We start from the raw sequence: 19,977 nt of genomic DNA, 5'->3' as shown, positions 1-19,977 counted from the left end.
CATGGAAATCTTCAACGCGACCAACCTGCTCTACATTTGGGGCGGCTTTGTTAAGACGATCGAGATCTCGGCGCTGTCGATCTTTTTCTCGCTCATCTTTGGCACGGTGCTGGCGCTCGTTAAAAGCTATGCGCCCCGCCCGTTCCGTATTTTGGTGAGCGCCTATATCGAGCTGTTCCGTTGCACGCCAAACCTGCTGTGGATTCTGTTTATCTACTTTACGGTGCAGGGTTTGGACATTGTGATTTCGACCATCGCCTTTACACTGTTCACCAGCGCTGTTATGGCCGAGATTGTGCGTGGCGGTCTCAACTCGATTCCGCGCGGCCAGTTTGAGGCAGCGCAGAGCCAGGGCTTCGGCTTCTTTGCCACCATGCGCTACATCATTCTGCCGCAGACGTTTAAGACGATCATTCCGGCGCTGTTTAGCCAGTGCACGACCGTCATCAAGGACAGCTCGTATCTTTCGGGCATTAACGTGGCCGAGCTCATGTACACGGCAAACGTCGTGATGGCCCACGCGATCGACCTGTCGCAGGTGCTTATGCTCTACGGCCTGGTGTTTGCGATGTACTTTGTGCTCAACTTTGGTATCTCGCTGCTGGTCCGAGCGTATCAACGTCGTATCGTGGCAGCGTAGAATGTGACAAAGGGACTGTCCCTTTGTCACATAGAGAAAGGAATCGCGATGAGCGATCTGGAGAACAAGAAGAATCCTGTGGTCATTACCATCGCGCGCGACTTTGGCGCCGAGGGCCACGAGATTGGCCGCATGCTTGCCGACGAGTTGGGGATTCCGCTGTACGATAACGAGCTGCTGGTGCGCGCATCGCTGCGCGCGGGCGAGTCGCTCGATAAGATGGCCGCCTACGACGAGCGTCTGGCCGTGGAGAACATGGCGTTTCTGCCCGACCGCTACGATGCGCGTTCGTACTCGGATAAGTTGTTCCAAAAGATGAGCCAGGTGATTTTGGATCTGGGCGAGACCGAGAGCTGCATTATCGAGGGTCGTCTGTCCGATTATCTGCTGCGCAACAACCCCAACCACATTGCCGTGCTGGTGACAGCCCCCTTTGAGGACCGCGTCGAGATTGTGCGCAAAAAGCGTGGCCTTAACAAAAAGAAGGGCGCCAAGCTGGTCAAACAGCAGCAGAAGGCACGCGAGGCATTTTACAAGCGCTACAGTGCCGGAAAGTGGAAGATGACGAGCGGTAAAGACATCGTCGTCAACCGCGCCAAGCTGGGCCGCGAAGGCTGCAAGGACGTCATCGCCGCAGCCTACCGCTACAAGGTGGCGCAGCTCGAAGGCTAACCGACCAAAACCATCACAAAGGTGCCTGTCCCCATCGTGGTGGTCGGGCGATCGGCATAGAAAAAGTCCCCGCCGGGCGTGTGCTCGACGGGGACTTTGCCGTTTGATGGCTAGCGTTGAGGGTGATTACTCGCCCAGCAGGCTCTTGGTGATGGAAGCGGCGGCCTTCTTGCCGGCGCCCATCGCCAGAATGACCGTAGCGGCACCGGTGACGATGTCGCCGCCGGCCCAGATGCGGGGATCGGTGGTCTGGCCGGTCTCCTCGTCGGCGATGATGTAGCCCCACTTGTTGAGCTCCATCTTGCCGCCGATCTTCTTTGCGAAGGGGTTGGCGTTGGTACCGATAGCCGAGATTGCGACGTCGCAGGGAATCTCCTCGATGGCGCCCTCGATGGGCACCGGGCGACGACGGCCGGACTCGTCGGGCTCGCCGAGCTCCATCTTCTGGACCTTGACGGCGCACACGGAGCCGTCCTCGCCAGCGACAAACTCGAGCGGGGAAACGAGCGGCAGAACCTCGATGCCCTCGGCCTTGGCATGGTGCAGCTCGGCGCGACGGCAGGGCATCTCGTCCTCGGTACGACGATAGGCGATGATGGCGTGCTCGGCGCCCAGGCGCTTGGCGGTACGGACGGCGTCCATAGCCACGTTGCCGCCACCAAAGACGACGACGTTCTTGCCGTGCTTGGTGGGGGTGTCGTACTCGGGGAACTTGTTGGCCTTCATCAGGTTCACGCGGGTGAGGTACTCGTTTGCGAAGAAGACGTTGGGCAGGTTCTCGCCGGGGACGTTGAGGAACTTGGGCAGGCCAGCGCCGGTCGCCACGTAGATGGCGTCGAAGCCCTGCTCGAACAGCTCCTCGGCCGTGGCCATGTTGCCCACGACGGAGTTGTACTCAAACTTGACGCCCATGTCCTCCAGGCCGTCAATCTCGCGCTTGACGACCGCCTTGGGCAGACGGAACTCGGGGATGCCGTAGACCAGCACGCCGCCGCCGGTGAAGAAGGCCTCGAAGACGGTAACGTCAAAGCCGTTACGGGCGAGCTCGCCGGCGCAGGTGATGCCGGACGGGCCGGAGCCGACGACGGCGACCTTCTTGCCGTTCTTGGGGGCCATCTTGGGCGTGGAGGCGAGCTCGGGGCGATCACCCAGGAAGCGCTCGAGCTGGCCGATGGCCACGGGCTCGGACTTTTTACCACGGATGCACTTGCCCTCGCACTGGTTCTCCTGCGGGCAGACACGGCCGCAGATGGCGGGAAGCATGGAGTCCTCGCGGATGGTATCGAGAGCGCCGCCGAAGTCCTTCGCGCGGATCTGCTCGATAAAGCGGGGGATGTTGATGTTGACGGGGCAGCCCTCAACACAGAACGGCTTCTTGCAGTTGAGGCAGCGCTCGGCCTCGGCCAGCGCCATCTCCTCGGTGAAGCCCTTGTCGACGGGGCGGAAGTCGCAGGCGCGCTCGGCAGCCGGCTCCTCGTTATCGGGGGTGCGGGGCGACTTCATATCGGCAACGAAACGACCGTTAACTAGTGGCATGCGCAGCTCTTTTCCTCATAGGCCTTGAGGGACTCGCCCTCTTCGGAACGGTAAGCGGCCTGGCGGGCACGAAGGTCATCCCAGTCGACCAGGGTGGCATCGAAGTCGGGGCCGTCGACGCAAGCGAACTTGGTCACGCCGCCCACCTCGACGCGGCAGCAGCCGCACATACCGGTGCCGTCAACCATGATGGGGTTGAGGGACGCGGTGATGGGGGTGTCGTATTTCTGGGCGGTGAGGGTCGAGAACTTCATCATCGGAACGGGGCCGACGCAGAAGACCTGGCTCACGGCCTTGTCCTGCAGCAGGCGCTCCAACGGAGCGGTGACAACGCCCTGCTCGCCGTAGGAGCCGTCGTCAGTGGTGATGTGGATGTGGTCCTCGTCGAGGAGCTCGCGGAACTGGTCCTCCATGAGCAGGAGGTCCTTGGTGCGGGCGCCCATGATGGCGTGAACTTCGTGACCGGTCTCGACCAGGTGCTTGGCGACCGGGAAGGCAATTGCCAGGCCGACGCCGCCGCCAATGACGGCGCAGGGGCCCTCGGCCATCTCGGTGGGAACGCCCAGCGGGCCCACGACGTCGCGCAGCGACTCGCCGGCCTCGTAGGTGGAAAGCATCTCGGTGGTCTTGCCGATCACCATGAAGATGAACTCGACCCAGCCCTCGTCACCGTTCCAGCCGGCCAGGGTAAACGGGACGCGTTCGCCCGTCTCGTTGGCGCGGACCATGAGGAACTGTCCAGCGTGCGCATGCTTGGCGATTGCGGGCGCCTCGATGCGGAACTTGAACACCTTCTCCGAGAACTGCGTCTTCTCCAGGATCTTATACATAGAACCCCTCTCTTGTTAGGGCCGCCGAACCGTGCCTCCACGGAAATGGACGGTAGCCCGAATAAAACCGTACGTGCACAGGCGTTGTGCAGACATACGGTGCAAATTATACCCTCATGGACATGTCACTTACGTGTGTCTTCGGCGGTTGGGAGCAGGGTTTATCCACTTTGGCCTACCAAAGGGGGAGAGGTTTATTTTGGCAGGTTTTATCGGGTAAAACGGCAAAGGGGCCAGCCTCGGGTTGCAATGAGGTCGGCCCCCTTTGGGGTGCTATGTGTGTATGCCGGTGCGCGGTTTATTGCGATGCGGCCGCTGCGGCGTTTCCGCAGTTAAAACCTGCCAAAATAAACCTATCCCTAAATGATAGGTTTTAGTGCTTGCCGTTGGCGGAGGCGGCGCCGTTGACGTGGTCGCGGGCATAGATCACGCCGTGCACGATTGCCAGACCGGCGGCATCTGCGGCGCGGGCGCAGGTGTCCTGGAAATCCTCGGCCTCGCGGGCGCGCAGCTGCTTAAGCACGTAGTCGGCGACGGCCATCTTGCCGGGAGGGTTGCCGATGCCGGTGCGGATGCGGCTGAAGTCGCGGCTGCCCATCTTGTCGATGATGGAGCGCAGGCCGTTGTGACCGGCGTGGCCACCGCCCACCTTAACACGTACGTCGCCGGCGGGAATGTCGAGCTCGTCGTGGATTACGAGCAGCTCCTCGGCCTTGATCTTGTACTCGCGGCAGAGCTTGGAGATGGGGCCACCCGAGGTATTCATATACGACTGCGGCTTGACCAGTACAATCTGGCGCTTACCGCCCTCTTCCTCGGGATCGTTGATGTTGATGAGCGCGACCTCGGCGCCGGCCTGGTTTTTCCAGTACGTGACGCCGGCCTGACGGGCCAACTCGTCGATCGCTTTGAAGCCAGCGTTGTGGCGGGTCTCGGCATACTCATCGCCAGGGTTGCCAAGTCCGGCAACCATGCGAATCTTAAGCGGCTGTGCAGCTGCCATGTTCATCCTTTCGTTGATTTGTCGCCTGCTATGGTGAGCGACCCTGTTGCCGCTGTCAAATGGAGGGCAATTGAGGTTATTTGAGGGCGTTTGGACGGCCGTCGAAATCGAGGTGGACAGTTAGTTCAGATACGTATAAGTTCTGAGGACTCGAAGTGCTCAATTCAATGCCGATACGTTGTTTTGGAGCTTTAGTTAGTCCATATGACGCTGTTTTGAAGTCTACCCTGCCTTCAAATCGGGCGAATGGTATAGAGATAACTGCAAAACAGCCTAATTCAATGTGTCCATTTATACGTATTTGAACTAACTGTCCAGCCCTGCTCGACGGTGCACGGGTGATTCGCCGTTTAGACCGGCGCAAGGCCGATTCCGGCCCGCAGGGCGTTGAGCCAAGCGGCCTGACGCTTGCGATAGCCCTTGATACGGTATCGGAATCGGACTCCCGCGAGTCGATGCATCGTTTGGGCGAAGGCTTCGAGTGCAACAAGGTCTTTCATTTGGTCGCGATTGATAACCAGGACGTGGATGCCCATTGCCTTGAGGCCATTATTTCGATTGCCATCGTGGATGCGAGCGTTTTGAAGCTCATGCCCAATTCCGTTGTATTCGTTGTCGACTCCGGCGGCCGGGCAATATAGGTCGCAGATGGCGTAAGGGATGCCGGAGGACATGTTGACCGCAAGAGTGTCGAAGTCGATTCGATAGTTGAGTAGCAGGCCTCCCATGGGCAGGCTGCAACATCCGAATCCGCCAAAGCGCATGGGCGCTCCGAGAACGGCAAACATTAGGGATTCGGCTGGGGATGCAGATCCGGGTCGGGCGAGCTTGACTGCCGTGCGAAACGAGGTGTATGAGCTGCTTTTGGCAAGCTGTGCAACAGTCTCGAGATCTTCGATGGTCGTGGCGGGCTCGCATTTGTAGTGTGCCTGTTCGTAGCGGGTTTCGTTCTGCTGTTCGGTCGCCGACTGGTCGCCCCGGCAATCGAGGTCGTCCATCGCTTCGTAGTCATCGCCCTTGGGCCAGATGTCGTCATAGGCAATGGGGTATGTTGCCCCGGGAGGAAGGGAGTAGGTTCCGAGCAGCTCCATAAGGAGCATCAAGGTTTTGACGACTGATTCATTTTTGGAACAAAGCATGGCTGTCATGGCAGGAGACGTTGCGTAGATGTCGGCCTCGACGTGCATAATTGCACCTTCAGGAAGAGGAGTGGAGAGAATATGCTGAAGAAGTCGCTTGTCGGGGCGCCTGTTGTCTTCGTTTGAAACGAGAAGATCGAGCAGTTCGGAATCATCTTCATTCCAGGCGTCGAGTATCGAAAGTGCGCCAAAGTCTATCGCGTCATTGTTGGGAATGCAGCCAGCCAAGGCCTGTGCTTGCTGTTCGCTATCAACGGAGTCCCAGGGTAGGGCAGAGTACGCCCGTCGTGCGCGACGAATTGCGCGGAGGGCGGAGAGATGTGAAATCACGGTCGTCATAGCTATAACGTACTAAGTTGGCGGCAGAATGCGACCGCCATACCGTTCTTTTCGCTCAGCGGGGCGCTGCGCGCCATGAACGGCTGGGTGTTATGAAATCGGTGGAATCGGTTGAGGGGATTGCAGGAAATTGAGCTCTGCCGCGAAGGTTGACGATAGCTACTGGACAGTTAGTTCAGATACGTATAAGACGGCGGGCGTTCGAGGCGTTTCTAAGGGCTTTCGAGGGCGATTTGAGGGTAAATATGCGGCGGTCGTACTCGAAAGCGATGAGCTTTGGGCAGTATGGCGTTCGCCGGGGAGCTCAGAAGGCTCAGAACGGCCTTTGGAGCTTTAAAAAAATACGTATCTGAACTAATTGTCCAGGGAAGGTTGTCGAGGGGTAGAAAAAGGGTAGCGCACAGAGATGTGGTGTAAGAGGCGGGGCATGCCCCGCCTCCGCCCTTTCTTGAAAGGGAGGGGACACCGCCTAGAATTCGTCGTTGGAGTAATGAAGGTGACGAATGGAAGGAAAGGCGATGCCCCAAGAAGAGAGTGTACTGCGCCTCGGTCGCGACGAGGCCCTCGAGGCGGCGAGGCTTTGGCAGGAGTGCGGCGACGCGCGCGAGTTCGCGTGCAGGGTGCTGGGCGGCGTGATGAACGCACTGATGGACTCCGAGGCCCAGCAGATGTGCGGCGCGAGCCGCAACGAGCGCAGCGACGGCAGGGAGAACAGCCGCAACGGCTACCGCCCCAGGTCGCTCAAGACCGCCGTGGGCGACGTGGAGCTCGAGATACCCAAGCTCAGGCACGGCACCTACTACCCCGAGGGCATGCTCGCGCGATGGTCGCGCGTCGACACCTCGGTGGCCGCCATCGTGCAGGAGATGTACGTGTGCGGCGTGTCCACCCGCAAGGTCGAGCGCGTGGCGTCCAAGCTGGGCATATCCTCGCTGTCGAGCTCGGAGGTCTCGAGCCTCTGCTCCGACCTCGACGCCGAGGTGGCGGAGTTCCGCCGCCGCGACCTTTCGGGCACGCCGTGCTGCTACCTGTGGCTCGACGCCACCTACATGAGCTGCAGGGTCGGCTCGTCGGTCGTCTCGCAGGGCGTCGTGACCGCGATCGGGCTGGGCGCCGACGGGCGCAAGCACTTCCTGGGCTGCGACGTGGTCGACACCGAGAGCGAGGACTCCTGGGCGGCATTCCTCGGCGGGCTGCGCGAGCGCGGGCTGGCCGGCGTCCGCCTCGTGGTCTCCGACAGCCACGCCGGGCTCGTGGCCGCCGTCTCGCGCCTGTTCCAGGGCTGCGCCTGGCAGCGCTGCGTGACGCACCTGCAGCGCAACCTCCAGAGCGCCTGCTCGGGCAGGCCCGAGGACTCCAAGGCGGCCGTCAGGGACCTCGTGCACGCCGCGGTCTACCAGGACGACCCCGACCTCGCGCGCTGCGTGTGGGCCGAGGCGGCGCCCTGGGTGGCGTCGGTGTCCGCCAGGGCCGGCGAGGTCTTCGAGCAGGCCGAGGACTCCGCGCTGGCGTTCACGGCCTTCCCCAGGGCGCACTGGGCCAAGCTCCGCACCAACAACGTCCAGGAGCGCGCCAACCGCGAGATCAAGCGCCGCTACAGGGTCGTGCAGTCCTTCCCCTCGAGGGAGTCGATGCTGCGCCTGACGTGCGCGAGCCTCATGGAGACCGAGGGGCAGTGGTCCCAGCAGCGCGTGTTCTCCGAGGCCTCGGCCGCCGAGGGCTTCGCCGAGACCGCGGACAGGCCGGCCCCGACAGAGGGGAGGCGCCGCGCGCTCGGGCGGCGCGCCAGGGAGATAGTGGACGAGATAGTCGAGAAGCGCGGCCTCAAGAAGGAGTAACATCGGGGCTTGCAGCGACGGACCTCAGGACACTCTTACACCACGTCTGCGCGCGCCACCAGAAAAAGGGTCGGAAGCGAGCTTCCGACCCTTTAAAAACACCAAAGATGATGAGATGCACGCTGGATTACAGCGCGAAGTCGCCGCCGACGAGCGTGGAGACGGGCTCCTCGTGGTAAACGGCGGAGATGGCCTGAGCGAACTCCTCGGCGACCGAGATGGTCTTGATTTTGCCGCCGACCTCGACGGGAATGGCGTCGGTGACGAGGCACTCGACGATCGGGGCGTCGTTCAGACGCTCGATGGCCGGACCGGAGAAGATGCCGTGGGTGGCGCAGACGTAGATGTCGCCAGCGCCCATAGCCTTGAGCTCCTTGACGTTGGCGCACAGGGTGCCAGCGGTGTCGATCATGTCGTCGTTGATGATGCAGGTCTTGCCCTTGATGTCACCGATGATGCCCATGACCTCGGCGGCGTTGTGGCGCGGACGGCCCTTGTGGGCGATGGCCAGGTCGCAGCCGAGCATGTCGGACAGCTTCTTGGCGGCCTTGGCGCGGCCCACATCGGGGGAGACGACAACCAGGTTGTCGGTGTCGAAGTGCATGTCGTTATAGTACTGGCCAAACAGCGGCAGCGCGGACAGGTGGTTAACCGGGATATCGAAGAAGCCCTGAATCTGGCCCTGGTGCAGGTCGAGGGTGATGATGCGGTTGACGCCAGCGCGCTCGAGCAGGTTGGCGACGAGGCGGGCGGTGATGGGCTCGCGCGGGCCGGCCTTGCGGTCCTGGCGGGCATAGCCGTAGTGGGTGATGACGGCGGTGATGGAGCGGGCGGATGCGCGCTTGGCAGCGTCGGTGGCGATGAGCAGCTCCATGAGCATGTCGTTGACGTTGCCGCCGGCCACGGACTGAATCAGGAAGACGTCGGCGCCGCGGACGGTCTCGTCGTAGCGGGCGTAAATCTCACCATTGGCGAACTGCTTTAGCGTAAGGCCCGAAAGCTCGACCCCAAGGTACTCAGCGATCTTCTGAGCGAGGGGACGGTTGGAGGAACCGGAATACACGCGGATGGACTTGCGCATATTCTCCGACTTCTCGGGATCATTAATCGGCATTACCCTTCTCCTTTATATCGAATGCCATATAGATGCCTTGTTGCATTGTAACCGCGCGACGGGGTTAATCGGGTCTTGATAACGTCTTTACCGTCAACGGACACGAACCGACCACTCATCCGGTTGCGCAGGTCACGATAGAAAAAGGAGCCGCCCCCATGGGAACAGCTCCTTAGATGCTTGGTAAAACGTTATACCTCGTCGTCCTCGTGCAGACGGCGGCGGTAATCGGCGGCCCAGCCCTCAATGTTTACCTGGCGGGCACGACCCAGGCCAAGTGCGTCGGCCGGGACCGGCTCGGTGATGACGGAGCCGGCGGCCACGAGCGCGCCGTCGCCGATCTGGGCAGGCGCGACCATCATGGTGTCGGAACCGATGAAGGCGTCCTTGCCGATGACGGTCTTGTGCTTGTGCACGCCGTCGTAGTTGCAGGTGATGGAGCCCGCGCCCACGTTGACGCCGGAGCCCATGGTGGTGTCGCCGATGTAGGACAGGTGCGGCACCTTGGAGCCCTCGCCGATCGTGGACTTCTTGATCTCCACGTGCGTTCCGGCCTTGGATCCGTCGAGCATGTGGGTGCCCGGGCGCAGGTAGGCGCGCGGGCCGCAGTCGACGCCGTTCTCGATGACGGCCTCGATGGCGATGGTCTCATCGATGATGCAGCCGCTGCCGACGGTGGTGTCGGTGAGACGGCTGTTGGGGCCGAGCTGGCACTCCTCGCCCACGGTGACGTGGCCGATCAGGTGCGTCTGCGGCCACACGACGGTGTCGCGGCCGATGGTGGCGTCGGGGCCGATCCAGGCCTGCGTGGGGTCGATGAAGGTAACGCCCTCGGCCATCCAGTGCTCGTTGATGCGGTCGCGCGCGATGGCGGTGAGCTGCGCGAGCTGGATGCGGCTGTTGACGCCCAGGCCGTCGCGGTAGTCATCGCAGTGGAAGATGGAGACTGCCTGGCCGTGGCCCTTGAGGATCTCGAGCATGTCGGGCAGATAGTACTCGGACTGCGCGTTGTCGTTGCCGATCTCGTCAATGTGCGCGGCGAGCTGCGCGCCGTCGAAGGCGTAGCAGCCGGCGTTGCACTCGAGCAGCGTGGCGGCCTGCTCGGGTGTGCAGTCCTTCTGCTCGATGATGCGTTCGATCTGGCCGTCGGCACCCAGCTTGATGCGGCCGTAGCCGAAGGGGTCGGGCGGGGTCATGGTCATGACGGTGCAGGCGAGCTCGCCGGTGGCGACGGTCTGCGCGAACTTGGCGACGGTGTCGGCGGTGATGAGCGGCAGGTCGCCGTTGAGCACGACGACGGGGCCTTGCGTGATGCCGCAGGCCTCGAGCGCGACCTTCACGGCGTGACCGGTGCCCAGGCGCTCGGTCTGCTCAACGCACTCGACTTTGGTGGCGCTGTTGGCGTAGGCGCCGTCGATCAGGGCGCGCATCTCGTCGGCGTGGCTGCCGATGACGACCACGACGCGGCTGCAGCCGGCCTTGATGGTGGCGTCGACGATCCACTGGACCATGGGCTTGCCCAGGATCTTGTGCGAAACCTTACAGTGGTTCGACTTCATGCGGGTGCCCTCGCCGGCAGCGAGGATAATTGCGGTTGCGTCCATGTGATCTCCTGTTACGTTATAGAGACGTGTGTTTGGAAACGATACACGGCGCAATATGATACCGCAGGCATATGTTGAGCGCGTAGCGATTGGCTCATGGCGGCCGATGTCGGTGCCGCCGGCGTGGCGTTTGCGCTGCTTGCGTGCGGCGTTGGCGGTGCTGCGGAGCTGTCGTTTGAGCGAGGGGACGGGGGTGCCCGTGGACAACATACAAGAGGAGTTTGGCGGCGAGCCCGTCGCGGCATTCTCGATGTCGCATCCGGCTGTGCCGGCCCTCTACATGGTGCTGACGCTGGGGCTCACCATGTTCTCGATGCAGCCGGTGCTGATTGCGCTGTCACTTGCGGGCGGGCTGGCGTATGGATTTGCGACGCGCGGGGCTGCCCGCACGCTGGGCGCACTCCGCTGGCAGCTGCCGGTGATTTTGATTATCGCGCTGGTCAATCCGCTGTTTAGCGCCTCGGGCTCGACGGAGCTGTTCCGTATTGGCATGCGCGCGGTGTATCTGGAAAGCATGGTATACGGCCTGTGCATGGGCGGGCTGTTTGTGGCGAGCGTGCTGTGGTTTGAGGCCGCGGCGTCGATGCTCGAATACGACAAGGTGCTCGCGCTGCTGGGCAATGCCGCACCGGTGATTGCGCTCATGATCTCGATGTGCATGAGGCTTATCCCGCAGTTTTTACGCCGCGGTCGTACGGTGCTGGCGGTGCAGGATGCGATTGATGTGCCGGGCCGCGTGCCCACCGATCCCGTGCGATCGCGCCTGTGGGCGTCGAGCGTGTTGATGGGCTGGGGCATGGAAGATTCGCTGGAGCGCGCGGACGCCATGCGCTCCCGTGGGTGGGGCGCCGCGACGCGTCGAACGACGTATGCGCGGTATCGGCTGGGGCGCGGCGATGTTGCCGCGCTGGTTGGACTTGCGCTGTTTGGCATGGCCACGACGGCAGTGGCGTGGACTGCGACGATGCAGTATTCGTTTTACCCGCAACTATCGGTGCCGGCGCCGTGGCTGGGCTATGTCGTGTACGCTGCCTGGATGATGCTGCCTTGCGCGTCGCACGCGATTGATGAGAAGAGGTTTGGCTGATGGCTCGGTTGGATAGGAGCTCGGCGGCGGGTGTGGCATATGGCTCGGCCGCGCCGGCGATTGAGGTGCGAGGCCTTAGTTTTGCCTATCCCGGGGCCGAGGCACCGGTGCTCGAGGGGCTTGATTGGCGTGTTTCCCAAGGTGCGTTTGCACTGCTTGTTGGCGGTACCGGTTCGGGCAAGTCGACGCTGCTGTCGCTGCTCAAGCCCGAGATCGCGCCGGCGGGTACGCGCTCCGGCGAGCTGCGCGTGCTGGGCGAGCCCGTCGCCGACATGGATGTGCGGGCATCGGCGGAGCGCGTGGGCTATGTGTTCCAGGATCCCGAGAACCAGATCGTGTGCGAAACCGTGTGGCACGAGATGGCGTTTGGCCTGGAAAACTTGGGGCTAGCACGTGATGAGATGCGCCGTCGCGTAGCTGAGACCAGCTATTTCTTTGGGCTGGAAGATTGGCTTCACCGCGATACTGACACGCTTTCGGGTGGTCGCAAACAGTTGCTGTCGTTGGCGGCCGTTCTGGCGTTGCGCCCGCGCGTGCTGCTGCTCGACGAGCCCACGTCTCAGCTTGATCCGGTTGCGGAGAAGAATTTCCTGCACGCGCTGTTTCGTGTGAATCGCGAGCTGGGCTGCACGGTTGTTGTGGCGACGCATCAGCCGCGGCCGATGCTCGAGTATGCGACGTGTACGTACCGGATTGAGGGCGGTCGCGTGCGCGAGGTGGCGGATATGTCTTCTTTGGGACGCCGAGAATCGCTGTTTTCCGATGACATGTTGGGGTGGGGTGCCATCCGATGTGCAAAAAACGGAGTATTCAGCAGGCGTGAGGACAATTTGGGCTCTCTGGAGCCGCCCGGGGACGTATCGAGCGCGAAAAAAAGTTCAGAATTGGACAAATCGTCCGAATTTGTGGCGCAAACGTCGCTCGAGAATGGCTCGGAAGCCTTCCCGCGCACGGATGGAAGCAGAATACTCCAAAAAATGCACGGCGGGTCGGCTACCACCCTGTCGGAAGGCTGGTTTCGCTACGATCGCGCGGGCGGTTGGGTGCTGCGCGGGCTCGACGTGACGTTTTCGGCCGGTGCGGTGCATGCGATCGTGGGCGGCAACGGATGCGGTAAGTCGACGATACTCTCGGTGCTGGCGAAGACCGCCAAGCTGCAGCGCGGCCGCATGGTGCGCGGAGCGGCCTCGGCGGCGCTGCTGCCTCAGAATCCCAAAGCATTGCTGGTTGCCGATACGGTTCGCGACGAGCTGATGGAATGGGCTTCGACCTGCGGATATGACGAGAACTTGGCGCGGGAGCGTGCGGCGAGCTTGGGGTTGTCGGGTCTGGATGGACGCCATCCGTACGATCTTTCGGGCGGGCAGCGTCAACTGCTTGCATTGGCAAAACTGCTGCTAATCGGCCCCGAACTGCTATTGCTCGATGAGCCCACCAAGGGTCTAGACCTGTTCAGCCGCCGCATCATTGCCCGCGCCCTGCGTGACCATGCGAAGGCTGGCGGCACCGTCATCATGGCTACGCACGATTTGGACTTTGCCGAGCAGGTAGCCGACGACGTCGTCATGATGTTTGACGGCGAGATTGCCTGCATGGAGCCGCCGGCCGACTTCTTTGCCGATAACGTGTTTTATAGGGCGTGATGGGATGACGGATTATCGCGTCGCGCGCTTGCTTGCAAAACTGGAGGTCCCGCTGTTGTTGGCGGTGCCGGCGGTGATGGCTGCCGCGTTGCTGTCGGGTGTTGAGCAGGCAGCATTGGCCATGCTGGTTGTGGTGGCGCTGGTGCTCGCGCTGTTCTTTGCGGGTTACGAGGCATCTCGTCCGGGATTGCGCCAGATTATGCCCACGCTGGTGCTGGCGGCGCTGGCGGCGGCGGGGCGCATCCTGTTTGGGCCCATTCCCGACTTTAAGCCGGTGAGCGCCATCGCCATTATCGCGGGGGCGACGCTTGGTCGCCGCAACGGTTTTATGGTTGGCGCGCTGGCGGCGCTGACCAGCAATTTCTTTTTTGGACAGGGCATGTGGACGCCGTGGCAGATGTATGCCTGGGGGCTCGTGGGATACGTTGGCGGTGCGCTGGCGTATGCGGGTGCGTTCGACCGCGCCGACGGCACCGTGCGCATGCCAGCGCTGCTGGCGTACGGCTTTGCGTCGGGCCTGCTCTATGGCGTCGTGATCAACGCGTATGACATCATTGGATTTGTACGGCCGCTTACTTGGGCGGGTGCCGTGGCACGTCTTGCCACGGCGGTGCCGTTCGATATCACGCACGGCCTTGCGACCTGCGTGTTTTTGGCCGCCTTGTACAAGCCTTGGTGCCGTCGCATTAACCGTGTCGTCGTGAAATACGGACTGTAGGGCATTTCGCGTTCCCACACGAACTTGCGGTGGAATAGTTCTCGTTTTTGGCTATTTGCTGCCCAAACAGGAACTACTCCACCGCAACTTATAGGGGGAGAGGGGTCACATGATCTGTTTTCCTCTGTCCCCCAGGAATTGCTTGGCGCTAGAGCTCTAGCGCGAGGGTGACGGGGCAGTGGTCGCTGCCAAAGATGTCGCCGCGGATGCCGGTGTCGCGAACGTTGCCGGCGATTGCGTCGCTCACCAGGAAATAATCGATGCGCCAGCCGGCGTTGTTCTTGCGGGCATTAAAGCGGTAGCTCCACCAGCTGTAGACGCCCTCGACGTCGGGGTTTGCCGCGCGCCAGGTATCGGTGAAGCCGGCGTTGAGCAGCTCGGTAAACTTGCCGCGTTCCTCGTCCGAAAAGCCTGCGTTGCCGCGGTTGGACTTGGGGTTCTTAAGGTCGATTTCCTCGTGCGCTACGTTAAAGTCGCCGCAGGTTACGACGGGCTTACCGGTCTCGCGTTCAAGTGCGCTCAAAAAGCCACGATAGGCATCGTCCCAGGCCATGCGTACATCGATGCGCGCGAGCTCATTTTGGGCGTTAGGCGTGTAGACATCGACAAACCAGAACTTGTCGAACTCGAGCGCGCAGACGCGGCCCTCGGTTGCGGCTTGGGCGACGAGTTCGGCCGCCTTGCCCTCGCCGGCGTAGGGTAGCAGTGCGTTGGCGTGCAGCACGCGCAGCGGTTCCTGGCGGCTAAAGACCGCAGTGCCCGAATAGCCTTTGCGCTCGGCATAGCTCCAGGTTTGGTGATAGCCGGGCAGGTCGATATCGACCTGGCCCTCCTGCAGTTTGGTCTCCTGCAGCGCCAAGATATCGACGTCGAGTTCTTGCGCGATCTGGATAAAGCTCGGGTCCTTTTTGAGCACGGCGCGCAGGCCGTTGACGTTCCACGAGGCAAAAGTGTAAGTCTGAGGCATGGTGTCCTTTCGACGGGGTTGGCAGGCTTAAGATTAGCGCAACAGGGGCGGTGGTGGGCTCCGCGCGTACTGACCCAAAGGCTGTATGCTGGGACATTGCCCGACGCTGCCTGACCAACGAGGACGGAGGACTCATATGACGCAGGCGATAACGGACTCCAAACAGGCCTCCGCCGCGCTGGCGGCGCTGTTCGGCACCCACAAGCGCGTGGTCTTCTTTGGCGGCGCGGGTGTTTCCACGGCGAGTGGCATCCCCGATTTCCGCAGCGTGGACGGCCTGTATCACCAGCAGTTTGCCTACCCGCCCGAGACTATGCTCTCGCATAGCTTTTACGAGGCGCATCCGGCCGAGTTCTTCGACTTCTACCGCACCAAGATGATCGCGCTTGGTGCTAAGCCCAACCGCTGCCACACCAAGTTGGCCGAGCTGGAGCGCGCCGGCAAGCTAAATGCCGTGGTGACGCAAAATATCGACGGCCTGCATCAGATGGCCGGCTCACAGCGAGTGTTTGAGCTGCACGGATCGGTCCATCGCAACATTTGCCAGTCGTGCGGCGCGGTCTATAGCGCCGAGTGGATTTGCTCGCGCGAGCACGAGGATGCCGCGGGCGTGCCTGCGTGCCCCGCGTGCGGTGGCCGCATCAAGCCCGATGTAGTGCTCTACGAAGAGCCGCTCGACGAGCATGTGTTGACCGGTGCCGTTGCCGCCATCGCCGCGGCCGATGCCCTCATTGTGGGCGGGACCTCGCTCGTGGTGTATCCGGCGGCAGGCCTTACGCGATACTTTACCGGCGATACGCTGGCTATTTGCAATCTTGCTCCTACCGATCAGGATGCAAATGCCGACCTGCTGATTTCTTGCGACATCGCGGCCGCGTTTGCGTTCTAGCCCGCGTGCGCGGATACAATAGAAAGACTGAGTGCAAAGCGACCCCGCCGCCAGCTCCCCAAGCTCGGCGGCGTGGGCATTTTAGGAGGATGTTCATGGCGAACGACAGCAAGACATGGCGGTGCGGAAAGTACGAGCTCAGCTTTGACCGTCCGCGCATCATGGGCGTCCTCAACGTGACGCCCGATTCGTTTAGCGATGGCGGGGAGCACTTCGACCCGGATGCCGCCATCGAGTACGGCCTGGCGATGCTCGACGCCGGCGCCGACATCATCGACGTGGGCGGTGAGTCCACGCGTCCCGGCTTTACTCCGGTCAACCCCGACGAGGAGGCTCGCCGCGTGCTGCCCGTGGTGCGCGCGCTGGCCAAAGAGGGTGCCATCGTCTCGATCGACACGCGCCACGTGGCGGTTGCCAAGGCGGCCGTGCGCTGCGGCGCCTCGATCGTCAACGACGTGACCGGCTTCACCGATCCCAAGATGGTCGAGTTTGTTAAGACGAGCACCTGCGGCGTCATCGTAATGCACGCCGGCGAGGTCGCCGCGACCGCACGCACGCACGCAACGGTGCAGCTCGATACCTCGGCAGCGGCGTTTGTTGCCGAGAAGGCGCGCGAGGCGGCTGCCGAGGCCGCGCGTGAGGCCGAGAAGCCGGCTCGCCGCCGTCGCGGCAAGTTGCTGGGCGAGCCTAAGCCGGAGGCCAAGCTTCCGGGCGGCGTGGTGCAGCCCTCGTTGCCGTTTGGCGAACCGGAGCCCACGTCCGAGCCTGCAAGCGAGCAGGAGACGCCGGCCGCCGAGCAGGTTGCTGCCGCCGAGACCGTCGCGCCCGCGCCCGAGGCCGCGCCCGCAGCCACCGAGGTCGCATCGGAGTCCAATGACCACCTGGCAGCCATGATGCGCCGCAGCGCCCGCCGCGAGGAAGCCTACGTGCCCACCTCGCAGCTCCGCCGCTTCACCCTGCCCGATTCGGCGCCCATCATGCGCCGCGTCATGGGCTTTCTGTCCGACCAGGCCCGCACGCTCATCCATGCCGGCGTGTCGCGCGACCGCATCTGCATTGATCCTGGCCCGGGCTTTGGTAAGTCGGCTAACGAGGACATCGTCATCCAGCGCGAGACTGCCAAGATGGCGTCACTGGGCTATCCGCTCATGTGCGCCGTGTCGCGCAAGCGCTTTGTGGGCGCCGTCTCGGGCGTGACCGAGGCCGCCGAGCGCGATGCCGCTACGTTTGGCGTGTGCCTGGGCGCCATCCAGGCCGGTGCCAACATCGTGCGCGTGCACGACGCCGCGGGTTTTGCGCAGTTCCTGAACGGCTACTGGGCGGTTGCCAAGCCACAGCCGCGCCGCGCGTTTGTGGCCGTGGGCTCCAACCTGGGGCATCGTTGCGACAACATCCGCGCCGCGCGCGACATGATCGCCGAGATTCCGCTGACCTGCGTGTCCAACTGCTCGCGCATCTACGAGAGTGAGCCGGCCTACGAGACGCGCCAGGATGCGTTTGCCAACGCCGTCATCGAGATCAAGACCGAGCTGGCGCCGCTGGTGCTGCTCGACGAGCTCATGAAGATCGAGGCCGAGCTGGGCCGCGACCGCTCCAAAAAGGCCAAGGCCAACGGTCCGCGCACCATCGACCTGGACCTGCTGTGGATGGACGGCGAGACCCACGGCGGCAAAAAGCTGCGCCTGCCGCATCCGCTGATCGGCGAACGCGATTTTGTGCTGGTGCCGCTCGAGGACCTGATGCACGACCCGGCGCGGTTCTTCCGCTACAACGGCGTCGAGGTCAAGGAGCCCGAGGACCGCGTGGGCCATATCGTGGGCGAATTGGGGCGTATGTAGATGATCGAGATGAATGCTGTTGCCGCTGGCACCGAGCTCGACGCGGCGCGCGACGCGGGCCGCGAGGGCATGTCCGCGGGCTGGTGCGCGTGGAGCGCGGGCGATGCATCGCTGATGTTTTCGCTGGTCGTGCGCCCCGATGTGAACATGCACGCCTTCCACGGCCTGCCGTTTGTGGCCGCAATGGGTATGATGGACGTGCTCGCGGGCACGGCCGCAACGCCGGGCCTGGGGCTTGCCGGCAAAGTGGGCATCCAGTGGCCGAGTGACATCGTGTGCGGCGCGCCCGCGTTTGAGACGTCGCTCGCGCGCGTCGCCGTCAACGGCGGTGCCGGTGCCGCGGGCATGTTCGGTGCCGTGACGGTGGATATTGAGCGTTCGGCACTGAGCGAGCTTGGCGTGGATATGGCTGACGAAGCGCTGGTCGAGGCGCTGGCCGCCGCCGTGTTGACCCGCGTGGGCGCCTGGGCGGTTGCCGCCAACACGCCGCAGGGCGCCGCGGGCCCGCTGGCTCCGGTGCTGGGCGAGTACTTTGACATGGTGCCACTGCTGGGTCGTCAGGTCGCGGCGGTGTCGCCCAACGGTCTGCCGCTCGCGGTGGGCGTGTTTGCGGGCCTGGACATCTGGGGCCGCGCGACCATCAAGACCGATGCCGGCGAGCAGGAGTTTCCGCCCGAGGCCGTACGAATTCGCGGGCTGTAGCGCGAGGCACCAGCGCTCAAAGACAACGATGACAACAAGACCCTCCTCGGCCTGTGCCGGGGAGGGTTTCGCCTATCTGGGGAATGGGTTGCCAGCGCCCTATTCCTCAAAATTGAAAATTATTCAGTTTTGAGGAATAGGCTTGGCGAGCATTTGCGGGGACTGTGGCATCGGGCGTGCTCGACTTAAGCCCCTGTCCTATCCCAGCTCCTGCATGCGGCGGTAGATTTCGCAGATACCCTTGATGGTGAGCTGTCCGTCGACCACGTCGAAGGCATCGGTCGAATCGGCGACGATGCCGGCGAGACCGCCTGTGGCGATAACGGTGGCATCGTCGCGGCCCAGCTCGCGCTTCATGCGCGCGACCAGGCCTTCGGCCATGGCGGCGGCGCCCATCACGGCGCCGACCTTGATGCATTCCTCGGTGTCACGGCCGATGGCGTGCTCGGGCGCCTCGAGCGGAACGCTGGCGAGCTTGGCAGCGCGGGCAGCTAGCGCGTCCATGGAGATGCGGATGCCCGGCGCGATCGCTCCGCCAATGTAATAGCCGTCCTCATCGATGACGTCGATATTGGTCGCGGTACCAAAGTCCACCACGATCGCTGGCGCGCCGTAGAAAGCTTCGGCTGCGACGGCGTTAGCTACGCGGTCGGCGCCCACGGCCTGGGGTCGCGCCGCACGCAGCTTGGTCACGGCGGCCGTCTGCGGCCCGATGACGATGGCGTCTGCGGCAATGCGGTCGGCCACAGCGTGCCATTCGCGCGAGAGCTGCGGCACCACGCCGGCAAAGGCGATCGCGTCGACCGCGCCGAGCGAGAGGTCGTACATCTTAAAGAAGCCCATCAGGCGCACGTGGATCTCGTCGGCGGTATAGGAGCGGTCGGTGGGCATGCGCCACGACTGCACCAGCTCGTCTCCGTCAAACAGGCCCATGGCCGTCTGCGTATTTCCCATATCGATAGCGAGCAGCATGTCTACTCCCAGTGTCGGCATAAAAGGACGCGCACCATTGTATACGTGCCGTCGACGGCGCTCGGCTGCGATTCGTTTACGGTGATAGGGGCTGAGGGGTTTAAATATGAAGGAATTATGCTCTACGAGATTTTCCTTGCCGTTTACCGAACTCCCGCGTAATATTCTTTCTTGCGCACATGAGGCGCCCAGACATTGCGGGGTGGAGCAGTCTGGTAGCTCGCCGGGCTCATAACCCGGAGGTCGTAGGTTCAAATCCTGCCCCCGCGACCAAGAACTTGCAGCTCGTCGGCCTAGCCGGCGAGCTTTTTTGTTATTTCGGGACCGTGTTTTCGGTCCAATTCTCGGCCTCTCAAACAAAATCTCGATCTGTAACATCTAGACCCGATTTGGGCGGCTAGGTGTTACAGATCGAGATATACCGGTGGGTTGGGTCGTGTTTGTCT

Annotated in this window: 17 protein-coding genes and 1 tRNA gene; 10 read left to right on the top strand and 8 right to left on the bottom strand. The window is 62.7% G+C overall.

All coding sequences use genetic code 11. The features are described 5' to 3' along the window. The first annotated feature begins 1 nt into the window (after position 1). Positions 2–640, top strand: coding sequence for an amino acid ABC transporter permease (locus tag ACKUTP_RS01855; protein WP_055285379.1), 639 nt, complete (start codon positions 2–4; stop codon positions 638–640). A 48-nt stretch (positions 641–688) separates the two neighbouring features. Beyond that, positions 689–1,312, top strand: a complete 624-nt coding sequence (locus ACKUTP_RS01850; RefSeq protein ID WP_055251542.1) for an AAA family ATPase — start codon at positions 689–691, stop codon at positions 1,310–1,312. Positions 1,313–1,438: 126 nt separating this feature from the next. On the opposite strand, the gene gltA is transcribed toward ACKUTP_RS01850, so the two are convergent. The 4 genes from gltA to ACKUTP_RS01830 all read right to left on the bottom strand — a co-directional run bounded on the left by gltA (position 1,439) and on the right by ACKUTP_RS01830 (position 6,159). Beyond that, the gene (gltA, locus tag ACKUTP_RS01845; RefSeq protein ID WP_250787339.1) at positions 1,439–2,848 is read right to left on the bottom strand and encodes an NADPH-dependent glutamate synthase; all 1,410 of its coding nucleotides are present in this window, start codon (positions 2,846–2,848) and stop codon (positions 1,439–1,441) included. Beyond that, entirely contained in the window at positions 2,839–3,678 is an 840-nt protein-coding gene (locus ACKUTP_RS01840) for a sulfide/dihydroorotate dehydrogenase-like FAD/NAD-binding protein (RefSeq protein WP_006235793.1), read from the bottom strand. The genes gltA and ACKUTP_RS01840 overlap by 10 nt, the downstream gene beginning before the upstream one ends. Before the next feature lie 373 nt (positions 3,679–4,051). After that, positions 4,052–4,681 (bottom strand): aminoacyl-tRNA hydrolase, encoded by a 630-nt coding sequence (pth, locus tag ACKUTP_RS01835; RefSeq protein WP_171025267.1) that lies wholly within the window; start codon positions 4,679–4,681, stop codon positions 4,052–4,054. Positions 4,682–5,031: 350 nt separating this feature from the next. Next, positions 5,032–6,159 (bottom strand): hypothetical protein, encoded by a 1,128-nt coding sequence (locus ACKUTP_RS01830; protein WP_409063431.1) that lies wholly within the window; start codon positions 6,157–6,159, stop codon positions 5,032–5,034. A gap of 503 nt (positions 6,160–6,662) precedes the next feature. Here ACKUTP_RS01830 and ACKUTP_RS01825 point away from each other — a divergent pair. Then, entirely contained in the window at positions 6,663–7,997 is a 1,335-nt protein-coding gene (locus ACKUTP_RS01825; protein WP_409063237.1) for an IS256 family transposase, read from the top strand. A 127-nt stretch (positions 7,998–8,124) separates the two neighbouring features. Here ACKUTP_RS01825 and ACKUTP_RS01820 read toward each other — a convergent pair whose 3' ends face one another. Both ACKUTP_RS01820 and glmU read right to left on the bottom strand, forming a co-directional pair. Beyond that, positions 8,125–9,111 carry a ribose-phosphate pyrophosphokinase gene (locus ACKUTP_RS01820; RefSeq protein ID WP_022094252.1) on the bottom strand — a complete coding sequence of 329 codons (987 nt, stop codon included), beginning with the start codon at positions 9,109–9,111 and terminating at the stop codon, positions 8,125–8,127. A 191-nt stretch (positions 9,112–9,302) separates the two neighbouring features. Beyond that, positions 9,303–10,715, bottom strand: coding sequence for a bifunctional UDP-N-acetylglucosamine diphosphorylase/glucosamine-1-phosphate N-acetyltransferase GlmU (gene glmU / locus ACKUTP_RS01815; protein ID WP_195544072.1), 1,413 nt, complete (start codon positions 10,713–10,715; stop codon positions 9,303–9,305). Between the two features lie 199 nt (positions 10,716–10,914). Here glmU and ACKUTP_RS01810 point away from each other — a divergent pair, with 199 nt between their 5' ends. Genes ACKUTP_RS01810 through ACKUTP_RS01800 form a run of 3 tightly spaced genes read left to right on the top strand, consistent with a single transcriptional unit; the run spans position 10,915 to position 14,163 of the window. Next, positions 10,915–11,802 (top strand): energy-coupling factor transporter transmembrane component T, encoded by an 888-nt coding sequence (locus ACKUTP_RS01810; protein WP_409063430.1) that lies wholly within the window; start codon positions 10,915–10,917, stop codon positions 11,800–11,802. Next, positions 11,802–13,445, top strand: coding sequence for an ABC transporter ATP-binding protein (locus tag ACKUTP_RS01805; RefSeq protein ID WP_117746193.1), 1,644 nt, complete (start codon positions 11,802–11,804; stop codon positions 13,443–13,445). The genes ACKUTP_RS01810 and ACKUTP_RS01805 overlap by 1 nt, the downstream gene beginning before the upstream one ends. A 4-nt stretch (positions 13,446–13,449) precedes the next feature. Then, positions 13,450–14,163 (top strand): DUF6580 family putative transport protein, encoded by a 714-nt coding sequence (locus tag ACKUTP_RS01800; protein ID WP_117746194.1) that lies wholly within the window; start codon positions 13,450–13,452, stop codon positions 14,161–14,163. Between the two features lie 148 nt (positions 14,164–14,311). Here the strand turns inward: ACKUTP_RS01800 and ACKUTP_RS01795 are convergent, their stop codons facing one another. Then, the gene (locus ACKUTP_RS01795) at positions 14,312–15,130 is read right to left on the bottom strand and encodes an exodeoxyribonuclease III (protein WP_409063429.1); all 819 of its coding nucleotides are present in this window, start codon (positions 15,128–15,130) and stop codon (positions 14,312–14,314) included. A gap of 136 nt (positions 15,131–15,266) precedes the next feature. On the opposite strand from ACKUTP_RS01795, the gene ACKUTP_RS01790 reads away from it, so the two are divergent. The 3 genes from ACKUTP_RS01790 to ACKUTP_RS01780 all read left to right on the top strand — a co-directional run bounded on the left by ACKUTP_RS01790 (position 15,267) and on the right by ACKUTP_RS01780 (position 18,559). Then, the gene (locus ACKUTP_RS01790) at positions 15,267–16,019 is read left to right on the top strand and encodes an NAD-dependent protein deacylase (protein ID WP_409063428.1); all 753 of its coding nucleotides are present in this window, start codon (positions 15,267–15,269) and stop codon (positions 16,017–16,019) included. A gap of 95 nt (positions 16,020–16,114) precedes the next feature. Next, complete coding sequence (folP, locus tag ACKUTP_RS01785) at positions 16,115–17,857, top strand: dihydropteroate synthase (RefSeq protein WP_409063427.1); 1,743 nt, start codon at positions 16,115–16,117, stop codon at positions 17,855–17,857. Then, on the top strand, positions 17,858–18,559 hold the full coding sequence (locus ACKUTP_RS01780; RefSeq protein WP_161115241.1) for a hypothetical protein: 702 nt from the start codon (positions 17,858–17,860) through the stop codon (positions 18,557–18,559). A 198-nt stretch (positions 18,560–18,757) separates the two neighbouring features. On the opposite strand, the gene ACKUTP_RS01775 is transcribed toward ACKUTP_RS01780, so the two are convergent. Beyond that, complete coding sequence (locus ACKUTP_RS01775; RefSeq protein ID WP_161115240.1) at positions 18,758–19,531, bottom strand: type III pantothenate kinase; 774 nt, start codon at positions 19,529–19,531, stop codon at positions 18,758–18,760. A 196-nt stretch (positions 19,532–19,727) separates the two neighbouring features. Between ACKUTP_RS01775 and ACKUTP_RS01770 the strand changes: the two genes are divergently transcribed. After that, positions 19,728–19,804 (top strand) — tRNA-Met (locus ACKUTP_RS01770). Positions 19,805–19,977 lie beyond the last annotated feature (173 nt).

It is taken from the genome of Collinsella sp. wc0529, assembly GCF_046116875.1.
In the GTDB taxonomy this organism is placed as follows: Bacteria; Actinomycetota; Coriobacteriia; order Coriobacteriales; family Coriobacteriaceae; genus Collinsella.
Note: the sequence above shows the minus strand (reverse complement) of the source record. Positions and strands in the feature narration are given on the sequence as shown.

What these genes read in the sequence shown, in the direction of transcription:
- gltA (WP_250787339.1), bottom strand. Translation starts at nt 2,848, where the DNA reads ATGCCACTAGTTAACGGTCGTTTCGTTGCCGATATGAAGTCGCCCCGC.
- ACKUTP_RS01795 (WP_409063429.1), bottom strand. Translation starts at nt 15,130, where the DNA reads ATGCCTCAGACTTACACTTTTGCCTCGTGGAACGTCAACGGCCTGCGC.
- ACKUTP_RS01820 (WP_022094252.1), bottom strand. Translation starts at nt 9,111, where the DNA reads ATGCCGATTAATGATCCCGAGAAGTCGGAGAATATGCGCAAGTCCATC.
- ACKUTP_RS01850 (WP_055251542.1), top strand. Translation starts at nt 689, where the DNA reads ATGAGCGATCTGGAGAACAAGAAGAATCCTGTGGTCATTACCATCGCG.
- ACKUTP_RS01825 (WP_409063237.1), top strand. Translation starts at nt 6,663, where the DNA reads ATGGAAGGAAAGGCGATGCCCCAAGAAGAGAGTGTACTGCGCCTCGGT.
- ACKUTP_RS01790 (WP_409063428.1), top strand. Translation starts at nt 15,267, where the DNA reads ATGACGCAGGCGATAACGGACTCCAAACAGGCCTCCGCCGCGCTGGCG.
- glmU (WP_195544072.1), bottom strand. Translation starts at nt 10,715, where the DNA reads ATGGACGCAACCGCAATTATCCTCGCTGCCGGCGAGGGCACCCGCATG.
- ACKUTP_RS01855 (WP_055285379.1), top strand. Translation starts at nt 2, where the DNA reads ATGGAAATCTTCAACGCGACCAACCTGCTCTACATTTGGGGCGGCTTT.
- ACKUTP_RS01800 (WP_117746194.1), top strand. Translation starts at nt 13,450, where the DNA reads ATGACGGATTATCGCGTCGCGCGCTTGCTTGCAAAACTGGAGGTCCCG.
- folP (WP_409063427.1), top strand. Translation starts at nt 16,115, where the DNA reads ATGGCGAACGACAGCAAGACATGGCGGTGCGGAAAGTACGAGCTCAGC.
- ACKUTP_RS01775 (WP_161115240.1), bottom strand. Translation starts at nt 19,531, where the DNA reads ATGCTGCTCGCTATCGATATGGGAAATACGCAGACGGCCATGGGCCTG.
- ACKUTP_RS01805 (WP_117746193.1), top strand. Translation starts at nt 11,802, where the DNA reads ATGGCTCGGTTGGATAGGAGCTCGGCGGCGGGTGTGGCATATGGCTCG.
- ACKUTP_RS01780 (WP_161115241.1), top strand. Translation starts at nt 17,858, where the DNA reads ATGATCGAGATGAATGCTGTTGCCGCTGGCACCGAGCTCGACGCGGCG.
- ACKUTP_RS01830 (WP_409063431.1), bottom strand. Translation starts at nt 6,159, where the DNA reads ATGACGACCGTGATTTCACATCTCTCCGCCCTCCGCGCAATTCGTCGC.
- ACKUTP_RS01840 (WP_006235793.1), bottom strand. Translation starts at nt 3,678, where the DNA reads ATGTATAAGATCCTGGAGAAGACGCAGTTCTCGGAGAAGGTGTTCAAG.
- pth (WP_171025267.1), bottom strand. Translation starts at nt 4,681, where the DNA reads ATGGCAGCTGCACAGCCGCTTAAGATTCGCATGGTTGCCGGACTTGGC.